Source organism: Actinoplanes octamycinicus (genome assembly GCF_014205225.1).
Classification (GTDB): Bacteria; Actinomycetota; Actinomycetes; order Mycobacteriales; family Micromonosporaceae; genus Actinoplanes; species Actinoplanes octamycinicus.
In genome coordinates, this window is sequence record NZ_JACHNB010000001.1 from 5,175,193 (window position 1) to 5,199,298 (window position 24,106).

Sequence of the window (24,106 nt, forward strand, 5' to 3'; positions counted from 1 at the left end):
GGTGTCATCCCGGCGTCAGCGCGGCTCCACGCCGATCCGGTGCTCGGTGAGCAGACCCGGCGGACAGCCGGCGGTCAGGCGTGCCCGGCCACCGCCGAGTCGTGCCGGACGACCTCGCGGTGGTCTCCGTGACTCATGCCGGACATTGCGTCGGGGGCGGATCGAGTAGCGTCACGGGGCGTCGTCGGGGGGCGGACGGGAGGGGGTCGTTCGTGGAGCAGGTGTCGCCGGCGGTCGGGTACGGGCATCCGGACGGGGTGCGGATCTCGCCGGAGGTGAGTCCGTTCGGGCGGCTGGCCGGGCAGGTCATCGACGCGGTGCTGTTCGTCGGGACGGCCGGGGTCGGGTGGCTGGTGTGGGCGGTGCTGGTGGCCGGGCGGGGGCAGACGCCGGGGCGGCAGCCGCTCGGGCACGCGGTCGCCGACGTGCGCACCGGGCGGCCGGTCGGGCGGGGCCGGATGGTGGTGCGCGAGCTGCTGGCCAAGTGGCTGCTCTGGGCCGTGCTCGGGGTGCTGACCCTGGGCGTCTACCCGGTGGTCGACGTGCTGTTCGTCTTCGGGGACCGGCAGCGGACGTTGCATGACCGGATCGCCGGGACCATCGTCGTCCACAAATGGGGTGTTGATCTCTGACCGCCCCGAGGTCCCGGTGCGGCGCGGGTGGGCGGCGGCCAGTATCGTCACGCGCCATACCGCGGGTCGCACACCCGCCAGATACAGGGAAGTGACAGACGTCATGAAGGCTGCAACCCGCGTCGGCCTGGCCGCGCTGACCATCACCGCCGCGCTCCTGGCCGGCTGCGGCAATGGCGACAAGCCGGACGACTCGGCCCCGGCCAAGGCGGCCGCCAACGGCGTCGCCGACCTGGCGGCCCCGGCGATCCTGGACAAGGCCAAGGCCGCGCTCAAGGCGGCGTCGTCCTTCCACGTCAAGGGCGCGATGAGCGAGGACGGCGACGTCACCCAGATCGACCTGAAGGTGGCCGGCAAGGACCTGGCCGGTTCGATCCAGATGGGCGAGGCCAAGCTGCAGATGCTGTCGGTCGCCGGCGCCCGCTACATCAAGCCGAACGACGCGTTCTGGACGATGATCGACTCCTCCGGCGCCACCGCGAAGCTGATGAAGCAGGCGGTCGGCGACAAGTGGATCAAGCCGACCGCGAACGACGCCAGCCTGGGCTCGTTCTTCTTCGGCGAGTCGGACATCGACGAGATGCTGACCCCGGGCGGCGCGGTGACCAAGGGTGAGGCCAAGGCGGTCGACGGCGTGCCGGCGATCGGCCTGGTGGACAGCTCGGACACCAAGACCGTGCTGTACGTGGCGACCAGCGGCGAGCCCTACCCGATCAAGATGGAGCGGCCGGCGCCGGAGGGCCTGACCTTCAGCGAGTTCAACCAGACGTTCGCCGAGATCAAGGCCCCGGCCGAGACCGACGTCGTCGACCAGTCGAAGATCCAGAAGAAGTAGTCCCGGTCAGTCCGGCAGCAGCGGGCGCATGAAGGTGCGCTCGTAGCGGAGCACGCAGCCGGACTCGTCGCGGATCCGGTCGGCGGCGATGAACTCCGGGTCGCTGCCGAACCGGGTGCGGTACTGCTCGTAGGCGGCCAGGCTGGGGAAGCTGAACAGCGCCTCGGCCCGGTCGCTGGCCCCCTCGGCGGGCAGGAAGTAGCCGTGGTGGACGCCGCCGTGGGCGCCGACCAGGCGGATCCACTCGCGGGCGAAGCGCTCGAACGCCTCGATCTGCCGGGGGTCGATGGTGTAGTGCACGACGCAGGTGATCACCGGGACAGTGAACCCGACCACGACCACCGCGGCATCGGCGAGTCGGGCGGCACGGTCGCCGAGGTCGGGAAGATGCCGGCCACCTCGCGGGTCGCGCAGTGCATGTAGTCGTGCAGGACGGCCTGCAACTCCGCGTCGTCCGGCAGGGTGTGCGCCACCGCCTCGTCGAAGACCTCGGCGAACCGTTGCGAGAACGGGTCCTCGTCGCACTGGTTGGCGTGCACCCGCAGCATCGCCGGGTGCCCGCCGAACCGCTCCGAGTAGACCGGCGGCCCGCCGAGCACCTCACCCCAGTAGTCGGCCAGCCGCTGCACGTGCTCCGGGTTGCCGACGTGCGAGAACGGGTGCTCCAGGACCGGGTCGGCCAGGCAGCGGGCGTGGAAGTCGGTGGCCAGGGCGAGCATCGCCGGCGCTCCGCCGGCGGCTTCGAAGAGCGTAGGGCGTTCCATCCGCTCATCATGCCAGCCGGACAAAGTCTGACGTATGGGGCGAACTGCCGAGGGTAATCCTCGGCGAATGATCCGGTACGGGGACGAGGTGGCGTCGATCTCCCGGGAGCTGAACGACCCGGGCGACCTGGAGATCCTGCTCGACCGCGCGGACTCCGCGCGGGTCGTGATGATCGGCGAGGCCACCCACGGCACGCACGAGTTCTACGCCTGGCGGGCGGCCCTCACCCAGCGGCTGATCACCGAGCGCGGCTTCTCCTTCGTCGCGGTCGAGGGGGACTGGCCGGACTGCCAGCGGGTGGACGAGGCGGTCCGCGGCGCGCCGGGTGCGCCGGACGACCCGCGGTCCGCGCTGATCCGGTACGACCGCTGGCCCACCTGGATGTGGGCCAACGAGGAGGTCGTCGACTTCGCCCGGTGGCTGCGCGGGCACAACGCGGTGATCCCGGACGAGGACCGGGTCGGTTTCCACGGCCTGGACGTCTACTCCCTGTGGCAGTCGATGCGCGAGATCCTCACCTGGCTGCGCGAGCACGACCCGGACCTGGTGCCGGTCGCGCTGGACGCCTACCGCTGCTTCGAGCCGTTCAACGAGGACCCGAACGCGTACGGCTGGGCCACCCAGTTCGTCGGCGCCACCTGCGAGCAGAAGATCGTCACCATGCTCGCCGAGCTGCGCGACCGGGATTTCGGGGTGTGGCAGAACGCGGCCGTGGTGGCCGGCGCGGAGAGCTACTACCGGAGCATGGTCCGCGGCGGCCCGGAGGCCTGGAACGGCCGCGACCGGCACATGGACGAGACCCTGGACCGGCTGCTCACCCGCTACGGCCCGGACGCGAAGGCGGTGGTCTGGGCGCACAACACGCACGTCGGCGACGCCCGCGCCACCGACCAGGTGGACCACGGCGAGCTGACCCTGGGGCAGCTGGCCCGGGACCGGTTCGGCTGGGACGAGGTGCTGCTGGTGGGCATGGGGTCGTACCGCGGCAGCGTGGTGGCCGGCTCGGAGTGGGGCGCGCCGATGGAGGCGATGCCGGTGCCGCCCGGCCGGTCCGGCTCGCTCGAGGAGATCCTGCACCTGACCGCGCCGCGGAACGCGCTGTTCGTCTTCCCGGCCGGCGACGACGCCCCGGACCTGCTCACCACGGTGCTGCCGCACCGGGCGATCGGCGTGGTCTACCGCCCGGAGCGGGAACGCTGGGGCAACTACGTGCCGACCGTGCTCGGCGACCGGTACGACGCCTTCCTCTGGTTCGACGAGACGCACGCCCTGCGACCGCTGCACACCCTGCGGGTCAACGCGCACGAGCCGGAAACGTATCCGAGCGGTGTGTAATCACATTTGAAGAAGCGATTAAATCGATCTTTCGAATGGCGAGTATGCATCAGCCTAGTGACGTGCGCCAATGAATGATCGTTTCGGATGCCTGGCCGGGGAATGGTCCCCTTCCGACTGTGATCCGCATTACGCTGAGCCATCAGCAGCCGATCATCCACATCGGAGCTTCCTCGGAACTGGGGTGTCCATGAACACAATCGTCCGCCTGATCCTGGCCGCGGTGCTCGGCGCGATCGGGATCCTCGCCGCGGCTGTCCCACCGGCCTCCGCGGCTCTCGCACCAGGCATCGTGCTGAGCAGCTCGACCGCCACCCTTCCGGCCGAGCTGTCCGCGCTGGCGACCGGGAAACGCATCCAGTACACCTCCACCTCGATCACCGGCAGCACGATCACCGCGACCGGTCTGGTCATGACGCCGAAGGCCGGGAAGAAGAACAAGATCGTCGCCTGGGCGCACGGGACCACCGGCCTGGCCGACCAGTGCGCGCCCTCCACCAACCAGGCGGTGTTCTGGGAAGAGGCGCGGATCGCGGTGGCCGAGCTGCTCAGCCGCGGCTGGACGGTGGCCGCGACCGACTATCCCGGCCTCGGCACGGTGCTGCCGCACCCCTACCTGATCGGCGCCAGCGAGGGCCGGGCGATCATCGACAGCGTCAAGGCGGCCCGCAACCTGGACCCGTCGCTGAGCACCCAGTACGCGATCGACGGGCACTCGCAGGGCGGCCAGGGCGCGCTCTTCGCCAGCCAGCTGGCCCCGTCCTACGACGGGAACCTGGTGCTCAAGGGGACCTCGTCGATCGCCCCGGTCTCCAACACCGACACCATCGTGCCGCTGATCCCGGGCACCCCCGGGCAGGGCTACCTGGTCATGGCACTCTTCGGGCTGGCCACCGTCGACTCGTCGGTGCAGCCGCTGACCATCCTGGCCGCCCCGGCCAAGGCCAAGCTCGGCGTGCTGAGCTCCGGCTGCCTCAACGAGATCCTCGCCGCCTACCAGGACCTGACCGCGAGCCAGCTGGTGGTCGGCGGCACCGTGCCGGACGCGGTGCTGGCGAAGTTCGCCCAGTATGACAATCCGGCGCAGACCGCCCCGAGCGCCCCGATCCTGGTGGTGCAGGGCACCGACGACGACGCGGTGCCCTACTTCGTCACCGCGGACCTGCTGATCCCGCAGCTGGAGGCGTACAGCCAGCCGGTCACCTTCGTGCCGATCGAGGGCGCCACCCACGACACCTCGGTGATCCTCTCCGCCGATCTGGTCGCGGACTGGATCGCGGCCCGCTTCGCCTGACGGCCCGCTTCCGGAAACGGTCGCCTCGCCTGACGGTGCGCTGTCCGGCGCGCGGAGGCGGCTGGTCCGGGTCCGGCAGAGCGCTTGACGGTACGGCCGGAGCGCCCGTTCGCACGCAGCTGTGGGCGGGGTGCTCCGGCCGTACCGAAAGTGGTGTCAAGCGTGATCGGCAGCGGTCTCGCGCGTGCCGGAGGGTGTCCCGGATCCGGAGGCGACGCGGGTCAGGATGCGGTCCAGAGTCGCCAGGTCGGCGGCGGGGAGAGCGAGCAGCTCGGGCGGGGGAGTGCCCAGGATGCGGTCGGCCTCGGCGGCGGCCAGGTGACCGGAATCGGTCAGGGTGACCAGGCGGGAGCGGCCGTCGGCCGGGTTGGGCTCGCGGCGGACCAGGCCACGGGCCGCCAGGTCGGCGGTGATCACCGTGGCGTAGGGCGGGTCGCAGGCCAGGGTGGCGGCCAGCTCGCGCAGCGTCCGCGGGCCGGCCGCGAGCAGGCCGAGGGCCTTGACCCGGACGAAGCTCATGCCGAGCGCTTCACAGACTCGCGTCTTGGTGTCGTGCTGCTCGGTGACCAGCGACCGCATCAGCCGCCAGGCGTGCCGGGCGGCCGCGTGCGAGGGGTCCGCGAGGGTCGCTTCTCCGGCGGCCGGGTGCGAGGGGTCCGCGCGGGTCGCCTCTCCGGTGGCCGGGTGCGAGACGTCCGCGAGGGTCGCTTCTCCGGCGGCCGCGGGCGAGGGGTCCGCGAGGGTCGCTTCTCCGGCGGGCGGGTGCGAGACGTCCGGGGGAGCGGGGCGATCGGGAGTCATGCCGGGACGTTAGCCGGAGTGTGGGCGTGCTCGCGGGCCCAGGCACCGGTGCTGGCCCGGCCGAGGACCAGGACCGCGACGCCGAGGCCGGTCAGGATCCACGCGCCGGCGTGCCCGCCGCCGGAGGCCAGCACCGCGCCGATCACCGCGACGCCGAGGGCGCTGCCCACCTGCCGGCTGGTCGAGGCGATCGCGGCGGCCACCCCGGCCCGCTCGCGCGGCATGCCGGAGACCGCGGTGGTGGTGATCGGCGTGTTCACCATCCCGAAGCCGACCCCGAACAGCAGGTAGCCGACCAGCAGCGGCCAGACCGGGGTGGCCGGGCCGGCCCAGGTCAGCGGCAGCACGCCGAGCGCCATCCCGCTGCCGGCGATCAGCAGCGGCAACCGGGTACCCCGGGTGCCGACCAGCCTGCCGGCCAGCGGCGAGACCAGCGCGGTGGCCGCCGCCATCGGCAGCGTGCAGAGCCCGGCCTGCCACGCCGACAGGCCCCGGGTCTCCTGCAGGTACAGCGTGTTCAGGAAGAGGAAGCCGCCCAGGGCGGAGAACGCGCAGATGGCGATCACCACGGCCCCGGAGAACGGTGGACTTCGGAACAACGCGAGGTCGATCAGCGGCTCGGCGCGCCGCGGCTCCCACCACAGCAGCCCGAGCAGGGCCAGCGCACCGGCCCCGAAGCAGGCGATGATCTCCGGCGACGACCAGCCGGCCGCCGGCCCCTCGATGATCCCGAAGGTCACCCCGGCGAGCAGCAGGAGCACCAGCAGCTGGCCGACCGGGTCCAGGCGGCGCGGGTGCGGCGCGCGCGACTCGGGGACGAACAGGGCGGTGAGGACCAGCGCCGCCACCCCGACCGGCACGTTGATCCAGAAGATCGACCGCCAGCCCAGCCCGTGCACCAGGAAACCGCCGACCAGCGGGCCGATCGCCATGCCGAAGCCGGTCACCGCGCCCCAGACGCCGATCGCCCGGGCCCGCTCGCGCGGCTCGGTGAAGGTGTTCGTGATGATCGACATGGCGACCGGGTTGAGCATCGAGCCGCCGATCGCCTGCAGGATCCGGAAGCCGATCAACGCCTCCAGGTTCGGCGCGACGCTGCACAGCAGGGAGGCGACGGTGAAGACGGCCAGCCCGGTCTGGAAGACCCGGCGGCGGCCCACCCGGTCGGCGGTCGACCCGGCCAGCACCAGCAGGCTGGCCAGCACCAGCGTGTACGCGTCGATGGTCCACTGCAGGCCGGAGACCGGGGCGCCCAGGTCGTCCCGGATGGCGGGCAGCGCGATGTTCATGATGGTGACGTCCAGGCTGATGATCAGCAGACTCATGCAGCAGATCGCCAGGACGAGGTAACGGCGGGGCACGGGTTTAGTTGTACCCGTACAACTAACTGGCTAGACCGCCGGAACGCCCTTGACTGTCGTGCCGTCGCTCACATCGCGGACGACGCAGCCGTTGGCGCCGACCCGGGCCCCTTCGCCGACCGAGCGGCCCTGCAGCACCGAAGCGTTCGTGCCGATCAGCGCCCGGCTGCCGATCCGGCAACTGCCGGAGACCGCCGCGGACGGATTGACCTGCACGCAGTCGCCGAGCACCGTGTCGTGCCCGACCGTGGCGTTCTGGTTGAGGTGCACGTGCCGGCCGAGCGTGACGTTGGTGGTGACCCGGGCACCGGCGAACAGCACCACGCCCTCGGCCAGCGTGTTCGCCAGGCCGACGGTGGCCGCCGGGTGCACCAGCGGGGCGGCGGGCCGGGCGACGCCGTCGAGCCGCGCGGCGACCGTGGCGCGGATCCCTGGGTCGCCGATGCCGATGACGTAGTCGGCGTCGAGCTGGGTGAGCAGGTCGCTCGGGCCGAGCCAGGAGGTGCCGAGCGGGTCGAGGCGGCGCAGGTTCTCCTCGGACGGGGCGTCGTCGACGAAGCCCACGACCTTCCAGGGCGCGTCGCCCGCGGCGTTGACGGCGGCGATGATGCCGAAGATCTCCCGGCCGTGGCCGCCGCAACCCACGATCACGATCGGCTGGTCTCTAACGCGAATAAATCCCATGATATCCGGCTTTGACCGCCTAGGCTGAGCGGCGAGTCACATCGACACCGCGTTTTCGAGCGGCGAGCATGTGGGCATGGCAGGCGGCATGAAAATCTGGCCGGGCAACCCGTACCCGCTGGGCGCGACCTACGACGGCGGCGGCACCAACTTCGCCATCTACTCCGAGGCCGCCGACCGGGTGGAGCTGTGCCTGTTCGACGACGCGGGCAACGAGACCCGGGTCGACCTGCCGGAGCGCGAGGCGCTGGTCTGGCACGGCTACCTGCCCCGGGTCACTCCCGGCCAGCGGTACGGCTTCCGGGTGCACGGGCCGTACCAGCCCGGCCAGGGACTGCGCTGCAACCCGAGCAAGCTGCTGCTGGATCCGTACGCGAAGGCGATCGACGGCGACTACCGCTGGGATCAGGCCCTGTTCGCGTACAACTTCGGTGACCCGGCGTCGTACAACGACACCGACTCGGCCCCGTTCGCGCCCCGCTCGGTGGTGATCAACCCGTTCTTCGACTGGGGCAACGACCGCCCGCTGAAGATCCCGATGTGGCAGACGGTGATCTACGAGGCGCACGTCAAGGGCATGACGATCAACCACCCGGCGATCCCCGAGGACGTCCGGGGCACGTACTCCGGCCTGGCCCACCCGGAGATGATCAAGTATTTCCAGCGGCTCGGGATCACCGCCGTCGAGCTGATGCCGGTGCACCAGTTCGTCCACGACAGCGGCCTGGTCGAGCGCGGCCTGACCAACTACTGGGGTTACAACACCATCGGCTTCTTCGCCCCGCACAACGGCTACTCGTCGTTCGGCGGCAGCGGCGGCCAGGTGCAGGAGTTCAAGTCGATGGTCAAGGCGCTGCACCAGGCCGGCATCGAGGTGATCCTGGACGTGGTCTACAACCACACCGCCGAGGGCAACCACCTGGGCCCGACGCTGTCCTTCCGGGGCATCGACAACCCGGCGTACTACCGGCTGGTCGACCAGGACAAGAACTACTACTACGACACCACCGGCACCGGGAACAGCCTGAACGCCCGGCACCACGAGTCGCTGCGGCTGATCATGGACTCGCTGCGCTACTGGGTGACCGAGATGCACGTCGACGGCTTCCGGTTCGACCTGGCGTCCGCGCTGGCCCGGGAGTTCCACGAGGTGGACCGGCTGGCCGCGTTCTTCGACCTGGTCAACCAGGACCCGGTGGTCTCCCAGGTGAAACTGATCGCCGAGCCGTGGGACGTCGGCGACGGCGGCTACCAGGTGGGCGGCTTCCCGCCGAACTGGACCGAGTGGAACGGCAAGTACCGCGACTCGGTCCGCGACTTCTGGCGCGGTGAGCCGTCCAGCCTCGGCGAGTTCGCCTCCCGCTTCACCGGCAGCTCCGACCTCTACCAGGACGACGGCCGGCGCCCGATCGCGTCGATCAACTTCGTCACCGCGCACGACGGCTTCACCCTGCACGACCTGGTGTCGTACAACGAGAAGCACAACGACGCGAACGGCGAGGGCAACCGCGACGGGGAGAGCTACAACCGGTCGTGGAACTGCGGCGTCGAGGGGCCCACCGACGACCCGGAGATCGTCATCCTGCGCGAGCGGCAGAAACGGAACTTCCTGGCCACCCTGCTGCTCAGCCAGGGCGTGCCGATGATCGCGCACGGCGACGAGCTGGGCCGCACCCAGCACGGCAACAACAACGTCTACTGCCAGGACAGCGCGCTGAGCTGGGTGGACTGGGTGGCGGCCCGCGAGGAGGACCCGCTCACCCACTTCGTCCGCCTGCTGCTGAAACTGCGCGCCGAGCACCCGATCTTCCGCCGCCGCCGGTTCTTCACCGGCGAACCGGCCGGCGACTCGAAACTGCCGGACATCGCCTGGCTGCGCCGCGACGGCGAGGTGATGACCGAGGCGGACTGGAACACCCGCAGCGGCATGACCATGACCGTCTTCCTGAACGGGCACGGCATCCCGGAACGCGGCCCGCTCGGCGAGGAGATCACCGACGATTCGTTCCTGCTGCTGTTCAACCCGCTCGACGAGGACGTGTCGTTCACCCTGCCGGCCCGCGACTACGGCAAGACCTGGGAGATCGTCGCCCACACCGCCGACCCGCTGCTGGCCCGCCGGCGCAAGACCGCCCGAGCCGGCAGCCGGGTCGACGTCATCCGCCACGCCCTGGTCGTGCTCCGCTGCCGTTACTGAGAACCGGTTCTCGGTACGCCCGGCGCGCCGCCGGCGACCCGGCGGTGCGTCAGGTCCCCTGGCGGCTGACCATCTCGGCGATCCAGACCGGGGCGAACGGTGATGTGCAGCCCGGTGGCGTCGGGTAGTCCTTGAGCACCTGCAGGCGCTCGCCGATCTCGACGGCCCGGGCCCGCTGCTCCGGATGCGAGATGCCGATCTGGGCCAGGCAGTGGTTCATCGCCCACTGCAACCGGTCCGGCGCGTCCTTCATCTCCGCCTCGACCCGGTCCAGCAGCGCGGCCAGGTCGAGCCCGTCCGGTCGCCGCGCCACCCGCTCGGTGGTCAGCGCCCACCCGGCGCTGGCCACCACCGGGTCCGGGTCGGCGAGCCAGGCCAGCCGCAGCTCCTCGGCGTGCGGGCTCTTCTTCACCACGTAGTTGACCAGCCAGTCGTGCACCTTGGGGGTGCGCGCCTCGCGCAGCATGGCGTCCAGCTCGTCGCGCCCGAACAGCCTCGGCCGGCAGATCAGCAGGGCCAGCAGCCGGGCCGCCGAGTCCCCGGTCGCCCACAGCGCGACGGCCAACTCCTGCTGCGTTTTCAGCCGTTTCGCGATCGCCCGCAGCCCGCCCAGATTGACCCCGTGATCGTCCCCGTGCCGCTCGTTGACCGCCCGCACCCTCGGATCGTCCAGCGCGGCCAGCTCGGCGAGCAGCTCATCGACCGTGGTCCCGCCCATCCCGCCCTCCCGGTTCTCCCGTAGCGCACCCAGGCTACGAGGACCCTCCGACAAAACCCGCCGACGGGACGCTCAGGCCGTACCGAAAATCTGTAGTCGTTGCCGGATTCCGGGCCTGCGCCGCTTTGATCGCTCAGCCGGACGCCGATAGGAAGACCGAGACACCCGGGAGTGGTGCGCTCACCGCATCGATCGCCGAGGGAAAGTCGATGAGTCGCCGCAGCCCCGATCTGTCCCCGTGGGTTTTGCGGTCCGTCGCCATCGCAGCCGTGGCGGCCGCCCTGGTAGCGGTGCCGCTGGTGCGCGCCCATCGTGTCTCGGAGGGCACCGCCGCTGGTGATGCCGCCCTGTTCTCCGTGGCGCGGAAGCTTTGCGGCGGCGGCGAAGGTGCCGATGTCGAACCGTATCCGGGTTCGTGGGCGAGCCGGCCGTGCGAGGCGGAGCAGTTCGCCAGCGAGGCGAGCACCACGAGATTCCTCATCGGCGCGGGGTTCTTCATCGATCCGGAGCCACCCGTGCGGGCGGTGGCCTGGCAGGTGCGGGCGGACCGCGGCGGCGTACGGATCAATGTCGTCGGTTCCCGCCCGGCCGTGCTGGAGTTGCAGGCCCGCCAGCGGTGGCCGGGCCTGCTGGGCTGACCTCCAGCGCCGTACGTCAGTAGTTGTTGTACTTCTCGGAGTGTTGCCAGGCGCCGCATGGGGTGTCGTAGCGCTTCTTGATGTAGTCCAGGCCCCACTTGATCTGGGTGGCCGGGTTTGTCTTCCAGTCGTCGCCGAAGGCGGCCATCTTGCTGCCGGGCAGGGACTGCGGGATGCCGTAGGCGCCGGAGCTGCGGTTCTCCGCGCGGTAGTTCCAGCCGCTCTCCTTGGCCCACAGCTTGTTCAGGCAGGCGAACTGGTCCAGGCCGAAGCCGGCCTGCAGGGTGAGCGCGCAGCCGATCGCCCGGCTGCCGCTGAACTCGTTGCACGACTTCGGGATCGGGCCGGCGAAGGCCACCGGACCGGCCGCGGCGGCCGCGGCCGCCTGCTTGGCCTTGGCGACGCTCTTGTCCAGGTCCTTGGCGTGGGCGGCGGCGGTCCGGGCGACCTCGGTGGCCTTCTGCTGCGCGGCGTTCTCCGCGACGGTCTGCCGGGCCCGGGCCGCAGCGTGCTCGTTCTGGCGGTCCTTGAGCAGCTGCATGTCGGCGATCTCGGCCTGTGCCGCGCTCGGCGCGGGGTCGTCGGCCGGCCGCTGCTGTCCCACGTAGACCCCGCCGGCGAGTCCGGCCAGCAGCAGCGCGACGGACGCACCGCGGATCGCGATCCGGGTCACCGAGCCTCCTTCAGCCGAGCGGTCTCGGCACGGTACCAGGCGATCTTGTCGCGCACCCGGGCCTGCTCCGCCCGCAGCTGCGCCACCTTCTCGTCGATCTCCCGGTCGTGCTCGGCGAGCAGCTCGACGCGCTGCTCGGCGGCGCCCGGCCCGTCGTGCAGCAGCTCGGCGAAGCGCCGCAGCCGGGCGATCGGCATGCCCGAGTCGCGCAGGCAGCGCAGCAGCCCGATCCGGCCGAGGTCGTCGTCGGAGAAGACCCGCTGGCCGCCGGCGGTCCGCTCGATGCCGTGCAGCAGCCCGATCCGCTCGTAGTAGCGCAGCGTGTCGATACTGACGCCGATCTTTCCGGCGACCTCACCCGGCGTGTAGGGCATCCCCCGACCTCCCCGTCAGAAGAGGTGACCGTACCCGGATACCGTTCCGGTGTGCGATCCGGTGTCCAGGCCCTGCATGTGGGCTGCGCGATGTGGTCCCTGAAGTCGTGGCCGTTCTCCCGGCCGGCCACCGGGAAGCTGCGCGCCTATGCCGGGTGGTGCAACGCGGTGGAGGGCAACACCACGTTCTACGCCACCCCGGCCCGGCCGACCGTGGCTTCCTGGGCCGAGCAGACCGGCCCGGACTTCCGGCTGATCCCGAAGATCCCCAAGCGGATCACCCACGAGCTGCGGATGACCGGCGCCGAGGAGGAGCTGCGGATCTTCCTGGACGCGATCGAGCCGCTCGGCCCGCGCGCCGCGGCGCTGTGGATCCAGCTGCCCGGGTCCTTCGGACCCGCCGACACCGCTGTCCTGTCCCGGTTCCTGCGCTCCTTGCCCGCCGATTTCCGGTACGCCGTGGAGGTCCGCCACCCGGATTTCTTCGCCGACCCGCGCGGCCTGGAACGGGTCCTGTCCGAGCACGGTGCCGAGTGGGTCCCGTTCGACACCGTCGCGTTCTTCGACAGCCCGCCGACCAGTGACGCCGAGCGGGACGCCTGGCTGAAGAAGCCCCGGATGCCGCGCCGCGACACCGCCCTCACCGACCGCCCGATCGTCCGTTACCTGGGCCGCGACGACACCGCCCGGACGGTGGCCGGCTGGCAGCCGTGGGTGGCGACGGTGGCCGGCTGGCTGCGCGAGGGCCGCTCACCCACGGTCTTCCTGCACACCCCGGACAACGCCGACGCGCCGGAGCTGGCCCGCCGTTTCCACGCCGAGGTCCGCGCCCGCGTGCCGGAGCTGCCGCCGCTGCCCGACCCGGCCCCGCTGCCGGAGCCGGACGAGCCGCTAACCCTCTTCTGACGGCGGGCGGGATCCGGTGAACCCGCGGCGGGCCATGCGGTTTCCGGTGCCGCCTCAGCGGGACGGGCTGCCGCGTGCGGTGTGTGCTGATCCCTCTCGCGCGGTGCGCTGACCCTTTTCCGACGCGCCTTGCATGCCTGCGGGAGGCAGCCCGCGGGCTTCCTTCGGTGGGCGAAGCGCCGAAGCACGCTTCATCCGGGCTTCAGCGCCCGCTTCACCCGGGATATCAGGCGCGTTTTCGCCCCGTGTGAGGCGCACGCGCGAACGCACGTGCATCGATTGTGCCGTTCCCGAACGTGAGACAAATCTCGGACAGTCTGAGATCTGAGCAATGCTCAGAATGTGCCAGGAGGTGCGAGATGACAGAGAAGACCTATGCCGCGAAGTTCGACCGGCGCACGGCGGTCTGGCGCCGGAGCACCCGGAGCTACTCGGACAACTGTGTCGAGGTGGCCGACCTGCCCGACGGGGGACGCGCGGTCCGCGACTCGAAGAATCCGGACGGACCGATCCTGTTCTTCACCCCGTCCGAGTGGGCCGCGTTCGTCGGCGGCGCGAAGGACGGCGAATTCGACAACTGACCCGCTTTGGCACTCTGCGCTCTGGCGCCGGCGACCCGGCGATGTTACGCAGAGGCATGGATGTTGAGCAGGGCGTGGGGCTCCGGCCCCGGATGCACTTCACACCGCGCGACGGCCGGGTCGGCGATGTGCTCGGGGTGCTCCGGGTCGACGGGCGGTACCACCTGTTCTACGAGCACCGCACCGCCGACGACGAGGCCATGGGCTGGGGGTCGGCGGTCTCCGACGACCTGGTGATCTGGCGGGAACGCCCGGTCGCCCCGGCGCCGGCCGACCAGGGGCTGCCGCGCTGCGGCTCGGTCGTGGACGGTCCGGGCGGCCCGGTGCTGTTCCACGCCCGCGAGGGCGACGGGGTCTGGCGCGCGACGGCCGCGCCGGGCCTCGGCGGCTGGCGGGCCGAGCCGGCCCAGCCGGTGCTCGGCCCGGTCACCGAGGGCTTCACCGGCCTGCGGGACCCGTTCGTCTGGGCGGCCGGCGACGGCTGGCGGATGCTGGTCGTGGCCACCCCGCCCAACGGCGGCTCCGCGGTCCTGCACTACCGCTCGGCCGACCTGCTCGCCTGGGACTACGACGGGGTGCTCGCGGCGCGCGCGGACGCGGCGTGGGGCTGCCCGCGGCTGTTCCAGGTGGACGGCGAGTGGGTGCTGCTGGTGGCCGGCGCGGACCCGTCGTACGCGATCGGGGTCTATGACGGCCGTGACTTCACCGCCCGCACCTGGGGCGTCTTCGGCCGGGGCCGGCTCGGCCCGGCCGCGCCGTTCCTGGACGCGGCCGGCCGCCGCTGCGTCCTGGCCCGCGTCGGCGGCGCGGAGAGCGACGGGTCACTGTGGGCGGGCACGCTCAGCATTCCCTGGATCCTTTCGGTACGCGGTGAGCACCTGATCGCCACCCCGCACCCGCACCTGGACCGCTACCTGGTCAACGGGATCGCCGGGATGACCGCGGTGGACGGCGAACTCCGCGACCACGGCGACCTGATCCTGCGCATGCCCCCGGGCGGCGAAACCACCGTCCTGGCCGACGCGGACATCGTCGAGGTGACGGTCGAGGGCGTCAGCGGACTGGGCGCGGCCCGCCGCTCGGTCCCCGGCGACCCGGGCGCCCACATCGCCCGTATCGCGGGTCCCGGCTGGTCGGCGGCCTAGCATCGGACGGATGAGTGACCTGGAACGGTTCGTCCGCGCGCAGGACGGCGTCTACCAGCAAGCCCGCGCCGAGCTGGCCGCGGGCAGCAAGCGGTCGCACTGGATGTGGTTCGTCTTCCCGCAGCTGGCCGGTCTGGGATCCAGTCCGACCGCGCGGGCCTTCGCGATCCGGGACCTGGACGAGGCGCGGGCCTATCTCGCGCACCCGGTGCTCGGGCCGCGGCTGATCGAGTGCGCCGAGACGCTGCTCGCCGTCGAGGGCCGGACCGCCGCGCAGATCTTCGGCTACCCGGACGATCTCAAGCTCCGCTCGTCGATGACCCTGTTCGCCGAGGCGGCGACCGATCCGGGGGTGTTCCGGCAGGTGCTGGAGCGCTACTACGACGGCCCCGACCCGCGGACCCGGGAGCTGCTCGGACTCGAGCCCACCGGCGGGTGACGCGGCTGCTCGGAGCGAGCGCGTCGGTGGGTGACGCGGCTGCCCGGAGCGAGCGCGCCGGTGGGTGACGCGGCTCATCGGAGCCGGCCTGGCTGCTCGGATAGGGTCGCGGCATGGTCGACACCGCCCCGTTCCCGTTCGATGCCGTGCTGTTCGACTGTGACGGGGTGCTGGTCGACTCCGAGCGGATCACCAACGGGGTGCTCCGGGCCATGCTGCACGAGCTGGGCTGGATGGTCAGCGAGGCGGACTGTTTCCGGCTCTTCGTCGGGCGGGCGCTGGCCGACGAGGTCGGGGTGATCACGGCGCACACCGGGTTCACCGTCACCGCCGAGTGGATCGCCGAGTTCCGCCGGCGGCGCAACGAGGCCCTCGCCGCGGACCTGCGGGAGATCCCCGGGGCGGTGGCCGCGGCGCACGAGATCGACCAGCTCTTCGCCGGGCGGCTGGCCTGTGCCAGCGGCGCCGACCGGGCCAAGGTCGAGCTGCAGCTCAGCAAGGTGGGGCTGGACCGGGTCTTCGCCGGCAAGATCTTCAGCGGGATGGAAATGCCGCGCAGCAAACCCGCCCCGGACGTCTATCTGGCCGCGGCCGCCGCGCTCGGCGTCGACCCGGCCCGCGCCGCGGTCGTCGAGGACACCGCGACCGGCGTGCGCGCGGGTGTCGCGGCCGGCGCGGTCGTCTTCGGCTACTGCCCGCCGGACAGTCTGGCGCACCACGAGCCCCGGGTGCTGCTGGAGGCGGGCGCCACGCACATCTTCACCCGCATGGCCGACCTGCCGGCCCTGCTCACCCGGGCCGCGTCACCCACCGCCCACTGAGGCCGTCCCGCCGTCGCGGTGACCTGGCTCACAACGTGTCACGGCGTACCGGGCCGGTGGTGTCCCGTGGCCATGAACATCGCACTGTGGATCGCCGGTGGCCTGCTCGCCCTCGTCGCCCTGGCCGGCGGCCTCACCAAGACGTTCGTGCCCCAGCAGAGGCTGGCCGCGCAGCACGGCGGCGAGTGGACCGCCAACGCCGGCGTCGGCTTCGTGAAGGGGCTGGGCGTACTGGAAATCCTCGCCGCGGCCGGCCTGATCCTGCCGGCCGTGACCGGCATCGCGCCGGTCCTCGTGCCGATCACCGCGGCCGGCTGGATCCTGCTGATGATCGGCGCGCTGATCACCCACCTGCGCCACGAGGGGGTCAGCACACTGATGCTGCTGCACGTCGGCTACCTGGCGCTCGCCGCCTTCATCGTCTGGGGCAGGTTCGGCCCCGAGTCGTTCACCGCCTGAACCGCCCGGCCGCACCGCCGACCCGACCCGGAAGGTACCGAGAGTGATGCCCGACCCGGCCACCGAGGCGTTCGTGACGCACCGGAACCTGCTCTTCACCGTCGCCTACGAGATGCTCGGATCGGCCGCCGACGCGGAGGACGTGCTGCAGGAGACGTGGCTGCGCTGGGTCCAGGTCGACCTCGATCAGGTTCAAGATCAAAGGGCCTATCTGGTACGTACGACGACCCGCCAAGCCCTGAACCGGCTGCGCACCCTGAGCCGGCGCCGCGAGTCGTACGTCGGACCGTGGCTGCCCGAGCCGATGCTGACCACCCCGGACGTCGCCGAGGACGTGGAGCTGGCGGAGAGCGTCTCGATGGCGTTGATGCTGGTCCTGGAGACGCTGACGCCGACCGAGCGGGCCGTCTTCGTCCTCCGCGAGGCGTTCGACCTGGGGTACGACGAGATCGCCGCCGCCGTGGACAAGTCCCCGGCGGCGGTCCGCCAGATCGCGCACCGCGCCCGTCAGCACGTCGACGCCCGCCGCCCGCGCGCGGCGGTCACCGCGGCCGAGACCCGGGCCGCCCTGGAGTCGTTCCAGCGGGCGCTGGCCACCGGGGACCTGCAGAGCTTCCTGGACGTCCTGGCCCCGGACATCGTCCTGGTCAGCGACGGCGGCGGGATCAAGCAGGCGGCGGTCCGCCCGATCCTCGGCGCCGACAAGGTGGCCCGCTTCATGCTCGGCGGCCTGCGCAAGACCGCCGAGACGATCACCCTGGAGCCGACCGTGGTCAACGCCGGCCCGGCCCTGCTGGTCCGCCTCGACGGCGACCTCGACGGCGTCCTGGCCGTCCGGGTCGAGGAGGGCCGGATCACCGGTCTGTACTACGTCCGCAACCCGGAGAAGCTCACCCGCGTCACCGCCGAAACCCCACTGACCCGCCGCTGACCAGCCGCCGGAGCGCCGCACCCTCCGGATGGCCGATGGAGCCGGCGCGGTGGCGGGTTATCCACATCAGCGCGCCGTCCACAAGCCGCCCCTTCGCGGCCGCCCCTCCGCGCGACACTGTCATCGGGCAGGCCCCCCTGGGCGGGCGGGGTTCGGGAAGTGGCCGGATTGCTTTGTGTCCGCGCCGGGTCGGCCAGCGGGACCGGTTCCGGATTGCTTTGTGCCCGTGCCGGGTCGGCGAGCAGGACCGGTTCCGGATCGCTTCGTGCTCGCCCCACATCGGCCGGCAGGACTGGCCCCGGATTGCTTCGTGCCCGCGTCGGCCAGCCGGACGGCCCGGAACGGCCGGCCAGGGCGCGGGAGCGGCTGGCGAGCGGACCCGCGGGGGCGGGGGTGAAGATCCGTCTGGGAGAGTCGGGGGATGTCCGGTCTGCTGTACGACGTCATTCATCGCCGCCGGGACGTGCGGGGCGAGTTCACCGGCGAGGCGCTCGCGGAGGGCGTACTGGAACGGGTGTTGACCGCGGCGCATGCGGCGCCGAGCGTCGGGCTCTCGCAACCGTGGGATTTCGTGGTGATCCGGGACCGGGAGGTGCGGGCGGATTTCCACCGGCACGTTCATGAGGAGCGGGAGGTCTTCGCGGGCACGCTGAGCGGCGCGGAGGCCGAGCGGTTCGCACGGATCAAGATCGACGGGATTCTGGAGTCGACGCTGTCGGTCGTGGTCACCTACGACCCGGACCGGGGTGGGCCGGCGGTGCTCGGGCGGCACGCGATCGCGGACGCCGGGCTCTACTCGGTCTGCCTCGCGGTGCAGAACCTGTGGCTGGCGGCGACCGCGGAGGATCTCGGGGTCGGCTGGGTCTCCTTCTACCGCGAGGAGTTCCTGCGGAAGCTGCTCGGCATCCCGGAGCGGATCCGGCCGGTCGCCTGGCTCTGTCTCGGCCCGGTCACCCGCCTGCAGGACGTCCCCGACCTGGAACGCCACGGCTGGCGCACCCGCCGCCCACTCGACGCGGCCCTGCATCAGGACCGCTGGTGACCGCGACACCGTGAAAGGCGCCGCCACAACGCGCCATGGCCTAGCCGGCAGGTCGTTGAACGCGGTGCCTGCCCGATGACGAGCGCGGCGTCGTGGACGGGTGAGTGTGGGTGGTCGGTGCGGCGGTGAGGGTGGGCGGTCCGTGCGGCGGTGAGGGTGGGCGGTCCGTGCGGCGGTGAGGGTGAGTCGTCGGTGTGGCGGTGAGTGTGGGTGGTCGGTGTGGCGGTGAGTCCGCTGCCGGCGGTGCGGGGGAGCGGGGTGGCGGCGGGTGCCAGACGGCGCGGGTGTGGTCAGGGGGCGGGGTCGGTGGTGAGCTCGGCTGGGGCGCGCATCTGCCAGGCGTCGGTGACCAGCTCGGTCAGCCGGTCCACGTCGACCGCCGGCAGCCGCAGCATGACCAGCGGCAACCCGTCATAGCCCGGGACCGTGAAGAACAAGTCGGGCTCGCCGAGCAGCAACGCCTGTTTCTCCGCCTCGTCGCCGACGAAGAGCACCGCGACGTCGGTGCGGATCACCCGGGGCTTGCCGGGGAGGCGCTCCGGATAAGACCAGACGAACCCCTTGCCGCCCACCCGGAAGTCGAAACCGTCACTGTCGATCTCCACCACCCCGGGCAGGCTCAGCGCGAGCCGGCGCACGTCATCCGCATCAGCCATGCCCGGAACACTAGTGTGACCCTGTGACAGAAACCGTCTGCGAAGTGGTGATCACCGCGAGCGACGCGGAGTGGCTGGCCGCGTTCACCCGGCGGCTGGTGGAGCGGCGGCTGGTCGCCTGCGGGCACACCATCACGGCGATCCGGTCGATCTACCGGTGGCAGGGCGCGGTGGAGGACGAGGCGGAGGCCCGGGTGGCGCTGCACACCCGGTTGTCGCTGGTCGACGAGATCGTCGCGGTGGCCGAGCGGGAGCATCCCTACGACGTGCCGTGCGTGCTGGCCATGCCGGTCGCCGGGGGGAACCCGCGCTACCTGCGGTGGGTGCTCGACGAGACGGCGGCTACCGGATGACGACCTCGGCGAGCCGGGACTGATCGTTCACCGCGTTACCGGCCAGCGTGACGATCCGCACCGCTGCGGCGCGCCGCGGGGCAAATCTCGTGATGTGCCGGACGGCGGTGTTGCCGCGCACCGATCGCACGGTCACCCATCCGTCCGGGGCGGCGACCTGCACGTCCCAGTCCCGCAGGCCCCACTCCGCGGTCGTCACCACCTCGACCCGGCTGATCCGGCGCGGCCGGTCCCAGTCGAGCTGCCACCAGTCCGGCCACCGTTTGCCGGTCGCGTCGTTCCAGATGGTCCCGGGATCCCCGTCGATCGCCGCGCACACCGGCCCGGTGGCTCGCGCGGAAGAGGCGGTGACCCGGGTCGCCAGGCGCATCAGCCCGGCATCCGGCGGTGGGGCGCTGACTTTCACCGGGACGTCCACGCTCGTTCCGGCGCTGCTGATCCGGAGGTGATAGGTGCCCGGCTTGGTCCGGTCCGCCGCCCGGACCGCGACCGGCACCTTCCGGGTGTAGCCGGGCGGCAGCCAGCTGGAGATCAGCCGGCGGGGGAGGTGCAGTGCGGGGTCGGCCGCCAGCCACGCGTCAGCATAAATCGGCTTTGTCGTCGTATTGGTGAGGTGGACCAGAAGATCCCGCCCGTTGCACTGACCCGTCATGATCGCGAGTGACCCTGGCTCGGCCGCCACCGGGCCAGGGTCCCCACCAGACGAGGAAGTCCCGGCGGCGAGGGCCAGGGACGGCGAGGAAGTCCCGGTGGCGGGGCCCGTGGACGGTGAGAAGGTCCCGGCGGAGAGGGCTACGGGCGGCGAGAAAGGAGGCGTGGCCGAGGCGGTGGGTGACCAGAACGCGCCCCCGGCCGGACCGGCTGCCAGGGTCAGGGCCAGCAGCGCCGCTGTCCGGTTCATGCCGGTACCAGCCCCGGCTCAACCCGCTCCGACACGAACGAGGCCCGCGTCGAGATCGTCCCCCCACGCCGGGTGACCTGCGACATCACCCGGAAGTCCGCCCGCAGCCGGTCCCGGGTCAGCTCGCACCGCACATACCCGCGCTGCGCGTTCGCCAGCCGCAGGTGCGGATTGTGCTTCAGCTGCATGTCCAGTTGCGGGGTGCTCTCGCTCCCGTCCCCACCGCTGGTGATCGACGTCCCGACCAGCTCCACCGCCACCGCCGGCCGGTCCGGCCGGAGCCGCAGGTCGGCCGCGTAGTTGTAGTGGATGTCGCCGGACAGCGCCACGGTTCCGGGCATCCGGGCGGCGAGCGCCAGGATCCGCTCCCGGTCCGCCGCGTACCCGTCCCACTTGTCCATGTCGAGGCGGTTCGCCGGGCCGCCGTACCGGCACTCGGCCATCATCACCTGCTGGGCGAGCAGGTTCCAGCGCGCCTCGGATCGGCCCAGCTTGTCCAGCAGCCAGTCCCGCTGCGGGGCGCCGAGCAGCGTACGCGAAGGGTCGTCCCGGTCGGCGCAGCCGGCCCGCAGGTTGTCCCCGCACGCCTGGTCGGACCGGTACTGCCGGGTGTCCAGCACGTAGGCGTGCGCCAGGTCGCCGAAGCGGAACCGGCGGTAGAGCGACATGTCCGGCCCGGCCGGTTGCCGGGGCGGCCGCAGCGGCTGGTTCTCCCAGTACGCGCGGTAGGCGTCGGCCCGGCGGAGCGGGAAGTCCGGCGTGGTGGGGAAGCGCGGCACCCCGGCCGCGTAGTTGTCCTGCACTTCGTGGTCGTCCCAGGTCAGCACCCACGGGCCGGCGGCGTGCGCGGCCTGCAGGTCGGGGTCGGTGCGGTAGAGCGCGTACCGCATCCGGTAGAGGTCGAGCGTGTCGGTCTCCAGCTCGAAGGTGTCCGGCAGGTTCAGCGTGGCGTCCATCCGGTTGCCGCCGGCGCTGGTGATCGCGCCCTCGTAGATGTAGTCGCCGAGGAAGAAGACGACGTCCAGGTCCTCCGCGGCCAGGTGCCGCCAGGCCTCGTAGTAACCGTCGGCGTAGGACTGGCAGGAGGCGATCGCGAACCGCATGGACGCCGGTGACGCGCTCTTGGCCGGGGCGGTCCGGGTCCGGCCGGCCGGGCTGAGGTGGCCGCCGCTGCGGAACCGGTAGAAGTACTCCCGGCCCGGACGCAGGCCCTGCACGTCGAGGTGGACCGCGTGGCCGTACTCCGGGCGGGCCACCGTGTCGCCGGAGCGGACCACCCGGCGGAACGCGCTGTCCTCGGCGACCTGCCAGGACACCGGGTAGCGGACCGGCGGCAGCCCACCGGCCGGTTCCAGCGGCCGCGGCGCGAGCCGGGTCCAGAGCAGCACCCCGGTCGGCAGTGGATCCCCGGACGCCACGCCGAGGGTGAACGGGTAGGCGAGGCTCGCCGGCGGCAGTCCCGCGACCAGGGCCGCGCCGCCCAGCGTGAAGAGGCGCCGCCGGGGCAGTCGCAGCATCCAAACTCCCATATAACGAAATTTCCGGACAACCGAGGCTACTGCGTGAACCGGGCAGAACGACGATGACCGGCCGCACCCCTCAAGATCCGATCAAGACCCGATTTCCGTACGGCCGACGCGGCCTCCCCGTTCGAGGGAACCCCGGCACGATGGTGCGCAACGTCACCGCGATGGTCCTCACGGTGCGTGACCAGTGTGGATCGTCGGTCCGCCGCCGGTCAGAGCGCTGACCTGGTGATCCAGAGGGGTGCCGAAGCCGCTGAAGTGCCGCGGGGCCGGACAGGGGTGACAATTGGTTCATGCGGCCACCAGCAGGTAGCCTCGCCCGCGCCATGCCAGACCTTTCCTCCGCCTCCGCCCCCGTCCTCGCCCCGGTCGTCGGGTCCCCGCCGGCCCACCCGTCGCGCCGCCGCCTGGCCCTCGTGCTCGGCGCGGTGGTGGCGATCCTGGCCGCGGTCAACGTCGCCGACAAGTACGGCCCGCACCACACCGGCCTGATCGCCGGGCCGATCGTCGCGCTCACCCTGGTGCTGATCGCCCGCCGGGCCGGTCTCACCTGGCACGACCTGGGCCTGTCCCGGCGCACCTTCCTGCCCGGCCTGAAGTACGCGGTCGGCGCCGTCCTGATCGTCGCGGTGGTCTACGCGATCGGCGCGGCCATCCCGGCCACCCGGGTCGCCTTCCACGACGTCCGCTACCACCTGCACCCGGGCGCCGCCCTGCTGACCGCGTTCGTGGTCGTCCCGCTCGGCACCGTGCTGCTGGAGGAGGTGGCCTTCCGCGGCGTACTGATGGGCCTGGTCAATCACCACCGGGGCGCCACCTGGGCGAGCATCACCTCGTCGGTCCTGTTCGGCCTCTGGCACATCCTGCCGTCGCTGCGCCTGGCCCAGGTGAACCAGGCGGTCGGCGCCACGTTCGGGGTCGGCGCCACCGGGCGGGTGCTGGCCATCCTCGGGGCGGTGGCCTTCACCGCGCTGGCCGGCCTGCTGCTCTGCGAGCTGCGGCGCCGGTCCGGGAGCCTGCTCGCGGCCGCCGCGCTGCACTGGGCCACGAACGGGATGGGGCTGCTGGTCGCCACCGCGCTGGCCGCGACGAGTCTGAGCTGAGCCCGGCCGCGACGAGTCTGAGCTGAGCCCGCGGCGGTGCTTCCGGCCGTACCGTCAACCGGTCTGGACCGGGCCGGCGAGCGGACCGGGGGCGGGCGGCGGCGGGTAGGGTCGGGCCATGCGTGTTCCCACCGCGGTGATCACCGCAGGCTCTCTGATCGGTGGCTGGCAGCTGGCCCGCCGCACCGGCATCCGGCCCCTGGGCGGCGCGGTCCTCGCCGCCGGTGGCGTGCTGGCCGGGCGCGAGTGGGCCCGGCGGACCAGCCCGGGCGTGACCGCCGCGCTGGCCACCACCTATGTCGGCGCCTTCGGGCTGTCCCACCCGCTGGCCAAGCGGATCGGTTCCTGGCCGGCCGTGCTGGCCGTCTCCGCGGTCACCGCCGCGGCCTCCTACGCCGCCGCCGACCGCCGCACCCCGCGCTGACATGCGGGAGACTCCCGACCAGCTCGCCGAGCTGCAACGTCTGCTGGAGACCTCGCTCGCCGGGTCGACCGCGCACCTGCGGTCGATCGTCACCGAGCGGACACTGACCGCCGAGCAGGTGACCGGGGTGCTGACCGGCATGTGCACGCTGTCGCTGGCCACCGTCACCGCGCGGGGCGAGCCGCGGATCAGCGCGGTCGACGGGCACTTCCTGCACGGCCGCTGGATCTTCGGTACGGCCCGCACCGCCGCGAAAGCCCACCACCTGGCCGCCCGGCCGGCCGCCAGCGTCTCCCACCTGCGCGGCGAGGACCTGGGCGTCTTCGTGCACGGCCGGGCCGAGGCGATCGACCTGACGGCCGAGCCGGAGGTGCTGGACTACCTCAAGGAGTTCTACGGGGCGGACGCCTTCGACTGGACCACCGAGGTCGTCTACTACCGCCTGCATCCGCACTTCATGACCGTCTACTGCCCGGATCTGCTGAAGCTGAGCTGAGGTGACCGCGGCAGGG

Annotated in this window: 29 protein-coding genes; 18 read left to right on the forward strand and 11 right to left on the reverse strand. The window is 72.0% G+C overall.

Annotated features, from left to right (window positions below; all coding sequences use genetic code 11):
• Positions 1-212 precede the first annotated feature (212 nt).
• Both BJY16_RS22575 and BJY16_RS22580 read left to right on the forward strand, forming a co-directional pair.
• Complete coding sequence (locus BJY16_RS22575) at positions 213-632, forward strand: RDD family protein (RefSeq protein WP_185041574.1); 420 nt, start codon at positions 213-215, stop codon at positions 630-632.
• Positions 633-735: 103 nt separating this feature from the next.
• Positions 736-1,467, forward strand: coding sequence for a hypothetical protein (locus BJY16_RS22580; RefSeq protein ID WP_185041575.1), 732 nt, complete (start codon positions 736-738; stop codon positions 1,465-1,467).
• A 6-nt stretch (positions 1,468-1,473) separates the two neighbouring features.
• Here the strand turns inward: BJY16_RS22580 and BJY16_RS22585 are convergent, their stop codons facing one another.
• A complete protein-coding gene (locus BJY16_RS22585; protein WP_185041576.1) occupies positions 1,474-1,782 on the reverse strand; it encodes an NIPSNAP family protein in 309 nt (102 codons plus the stop codon).
• Positions 1,779-2,231: a group II truncated hemoglobin gene (locus BJY16_RS22590; protein ID WP_185041577.1), complete on the reverse strand. Its 453-nt coding sequence runs from the start codon at positions 2,229-2,231 to the stop codon at positions 1,779-1,781. Before BJY16_RS22590 ends, BJY16_RS22585 begins: the two co-directional genes overlap by 4 nt.
• Before the next feature lie 67 nt (positions 2,232-2,298).
• Here BJY16_RS22590 and BJY16_RS22595 point away from each other — a divergent pair, with 67 nt between their 5' ends.
• Together BJY16_RS22595 and BJY16_RS22600 are read left to right on the forward strand one after the other, a co-directional pair.
• Entirely contained in the window at positions 2,299-3,567 is a 1,269-nt protein-coding gene (locus tag BJY16_RS22595; RefSeq protein ID WP_185041578.1) for an erythromycin esterase family protein, read from the forward strand.
• A 190-nt stretch (positions 3,568-3,757) separates the two neighbouring features.
• Positions 3,758-4,861: an alpha/beta fold hydrolase gene (locus tag BJY16_RS22600; protein ID WP_185041579.1), complete on the forward strand. Its 1,104-nt coding sequence runs from the start codon at positions 3,758-3,760 to the stop codon at positions 4,859-4,861.
• 156 nt (positions 4,862-5,017) lie between these two features.
• Here BJY16_RS22600 and BJY16_RS22605 read toward each other — a convergent pair whose 3' ends face one another.
• The 3 genes from BJY16_RS22605 to BJY16_RS22615 form a co-directional block, all read right to left on the reverse strand.
• A complete protein-coding gene (locus BJY16_RS22605) occupies positions 5,018-5,662 on the reverse strand; it encodes a MarR family winged helix-turn-helix transcriptional regulator (protein ID WP_239176742.1) in 645 nt (214 codons plus the stop codon).
• Positions 5,659-6,987 carry an MFS transporter gene (locus BJY16_RS22610; protein ID WP_185041580.1) on the reverse strand — a complete coding sequence of 443 codons (1,329 nt, stop codon included), beginning with the start codon at positions 6,985-6,987 and terminating at the stop codon, positions 5,659-5,661. The genes BJY16_RS22605 and BJY16_RS22610 overlap by 4 nt, the downstream gene beginning before the upstream one ends.
• A gap of 66 nt (positions 6,988-7,053) precedes the next feature.
• Positions 7,054-7,674, reverse strand: coding sequence for an acetyltransferase (locus BJY16_RS22615; protein ID WP_311775327.1), 621 nt, complete (start codon positions 7,672-7,674; stop codon positions 7,054-7,056).
• 121 nt (positions 7,675-7,795) lie between these two features.
• Here BJY16_RS22615 and glgX point away from each other — a divergent pair, with 121 nt between their 5' ends.
• Positions 7,796-9,904: a glycogen debranching protein GlgX gene (gene glgX, locus BJY16_RS22620; RefSeq protein WP_185041582.1), complete on the forward strand. Its 2,109-nt coding sequence runs from the start codon at positions 7,796-7,798 to the stop codon at positions 9,902-9,904.
• 49 nt (positions 9,905-9,953) lie between these two features.
• On the opposite strand, the gene BJY16_RS22625 is transcribed toward glgX, so the two are convergent.
• Complete coding sequence (locus BJY16_RS22625) at positions 9,954-10,622, reverse strand: DNA alkylation repair protein (RefSeq protein WP_185041583.1); 669 nt, start codon at positions 10,620-10,622, stop codon at positions 9,954-9,956.
• A gap of 209 nt (positions 10,623-10,831) precedes the next feature.
• Between BJY16_RS22625 and BJY16_RS22630 the strand changes: the two genes are divergently transcribed.
• On the forward strand, positions 10,832-11,260 hold the full coding sequence (locus tag BJY16_RS22630; protein WP_185041584.1) for a hypothetical protein: 429 nt from the start codon (positions 10,832-10,834) through the stop codon (positions 11,258-11,260).
• A 16-nt stretch (positions 11,261-11,276) separates the two neighbouring features.
• Here BJY16_RS22630 and BJY16_RS22635 read toward each other — a convergent pair whose 3' ends face one another.
• Together BJY16_RS22635 and BJY16_RS22640 are read right to left on the reverse strand one after the other, a co-directional pair.
• Positions 11,277-11,933: an aggregation-promoting factor C-terminal-like domain-containing protein gene (locus BJY16_RS22635; RefSeq protein ID WP_185041585.1), complete on the reverse strand. Its 657-nt coding sequence runs from the start codon at positions 11,931-11,933 to the stop codon at positions 11,277-11,279.
• Complete coding sequence (locus tag BJY16_RS22640) at positions 11,930-12,307, reverse strand: MerR family transcriptional regulator (protein WP_185041586.1); 378 nt, start codon at positions 12,305-12,307, stop codon at positions 11,930-11,932. The genes BJY16_RS22635 and BJY16_RS22640 overlap by 4 nt, the downstream gene beginning before the upstream one ends.
• Before the next feature lie 51 nt (positions 12,308-12,358).
• Between BJY16_RS22640 and BJY16_RS22645 the strand changes: the two genes are divergently transcribed.
• From BJY16_RS22645 to bluB, 8 genes are all read left to right on the forward strand, one after another.
• Complete coding sequence (locus BJY16_RS22645; RefSeq protein WP_507762596.1) at positions 12,359-13,213, forward strand: DUF72 domain-containing protein; 855 nt, start codon at positions 12,359-12,361, stop codon at positions 13,211-13,213.
• Positions 13,214-13,572: 359 nt separating this feature from the next.
• On the forward strand, positions 13,573-13,794 hold the full coding sequence (locus BJY16_RS22650; protein ID WP_185041587.1) for a DUF397 domain-containing protein: 222 nt from the start codon (positions 13,573-13,575) through the stop codon (positions 13,792-13,794).
• Positions 13,795-13,850: 56 nt separating this feature from the next.
• Complete coding sequence (locus BJY16_RS22655) at positions 13,851-14,939, forward strand: glycoside hydrolase family 32 protein (RefSeq protein ID WP_185041588.1); 1,089 nt, start codon at positions 13,851-13,853, stop codon at positions 14,937-14,939.
• A 10-nt stretch (positions 14,940-14,949) separates the two neighbouring features.
• Entirely contained in the window at positions 14,950-15,378 is a 429-nt protein-coding gene (locus tag BJY16_RS22660; protein WP_185041589.1) for a DUF1810 domain-containing protein, read from the forward strand.
• 113 nt (positions 15,379-15,491) lie between these two features.
• Complete coding sequence (locus BJY16_RS22665) at positions 15,492-16,199, forward strand: HAD family hydrolase (RefSeq protein WP_185041590.1); 708 nt, start codon at positions 15,492-15,494, stop codon at positions 16,197-16,199.
• A 72-nt stretch (positions 16,200-16,271) separates the two neighbouring features.
• Positions 16,272-16,658: a DoxX family protein gene (locus BJY16_RS22670; protein WP_185041591.1), complete on the forward strand. Its 387-nt coding sequence runs from the start codon at positions 16,272-16,274 to the stop codon at positions 16,656-16,658.
• Between the two features lie 46 nt (positions 16,659-16,704).
• On the forward strand, positions 16,705-17,589 hold the full coding sequence (locus BJY16_RS22675; RefSeq protein ID WP_185046608.1) for an RNA polymerase sigma-70 factor: 885 nt from the start codon (positions 16,705-16,707) through the stop codon (positions 17,587-17,589).
• 421 nt (positions 17,590-18,010) lie between these two features.
• Positions 18,011-18,631, forward strand: coding sequence for a 5,6-dimethylbenzimidazole synthase (gene bluB / locus BJY16_RS22680; protein ID WP_185041592.1), 621 nt, complete (start codon positions 18,011-18,013; stop codon positions 18,629-18,631).
• A 290-nt stretch (positions 18,632-18,921) separates the two neighbouring features.
• On the opposite strand, the gene BJY16_RS22685 is transcribed toward bluB, so the two are convergent.
• Positions 18,922-19,287, reverse strand: coding sequence for an MmcQ/YjbR family DNA-binding protein (locus tag BJY16_RS22685; RefSeq protein ID WP_185041593.1), 366 nt, complete (start codon positions 19,285-19,287; stop codon positions 18,922-18,924).
• 23 nt (positions 19,288-19,310) lie between these two features.
• On the opposite strand from BJY16_RS22685, the gene cutA reads away from it, so the two are divergent.
• A complete protein-coding gene (gene cutA / locus BJY16_RS22690) occupies positions 19,311-19,640 on the forward strand; it encodes a divalent-cation tolerance protein CutA (protein WP_185041594.1) in 330 nt (109 codons plus the stop codon).
• Here cutA and BJY16_RS22695 read toward each other — a convergent pair.
• A complete protein-coding gene (locus tag BJY16_RS22695; protein ID WP_185041595.1) occupies positions 19,630-20,292 on the reverse strand; it encodes a discoidin domain-containing protein in 663 nt (220 codons plus the stop codon). The two genes, cutA and BJY16_RS22695, sit on opposite strands and share 11 nt — an antisense overlap.
• Before the next feature lie 245 nt (positions 20,293-20,537).
• Positions 20,538-22,058 (reverse strand): alkaline phosphatase D family protein, encoded by a 1,521-nt coding sequence (locus BJY16_RS22700; RefSeq protein WP_185041596.1) that lies wholly within the window; start codon positions 22,056-22,058, stop codon positions 20,538-20,540.
• A 335-nt stretch (positions 22,059-22,393) separates the two neighbouring features.
• On the opposite strand from BJY16_RS22700, the gene BJY16_RS22705 reads away from it, so the two are divergent.
• From BJY16_RS22705 to BJY16_RS22715, 3 genes are all read left to right on the forward strand, one after another.
• The gene (locus BJY16_RS22705; protein ID WP_185041597.1) at positions 22,394-23,170 is read left to right on the forward strand and encodes a CPBP family intramembrane glutamic endopeptidase; all 777 of its coding nucleotides are present in this window, start codon (positions 22,394-22,396) and stop codon (positions 23,168-23,170) included.
• Between the two features lie 118 nt (positions 23,171-23,288).
• Complete coding sequence (locus tag BJY16_RS22710) at positions 23,289-23,594, forward strand: hypothetical protein (protein WP_185041598.1); 306 nt, start codon at positions 23,289-23,291, stop codon at positions 23,592-23,594.
• Between the two features lies 1 nt (position 23,595).
• Positions 23,596-24,090: a pyridoxamine 5'-phosphate oxidase family protein gene (locus BJY16_RS22715; RefSeq protein WP_185041599.1), complete on the forward strand. Its 495-nt coding sequence runs from the start codon at positions 23,596-23,598 to the stop codon at positions 24,088-24,090.
• Positions 24,091-24,106: the final 16 nt, after the last annotated feature.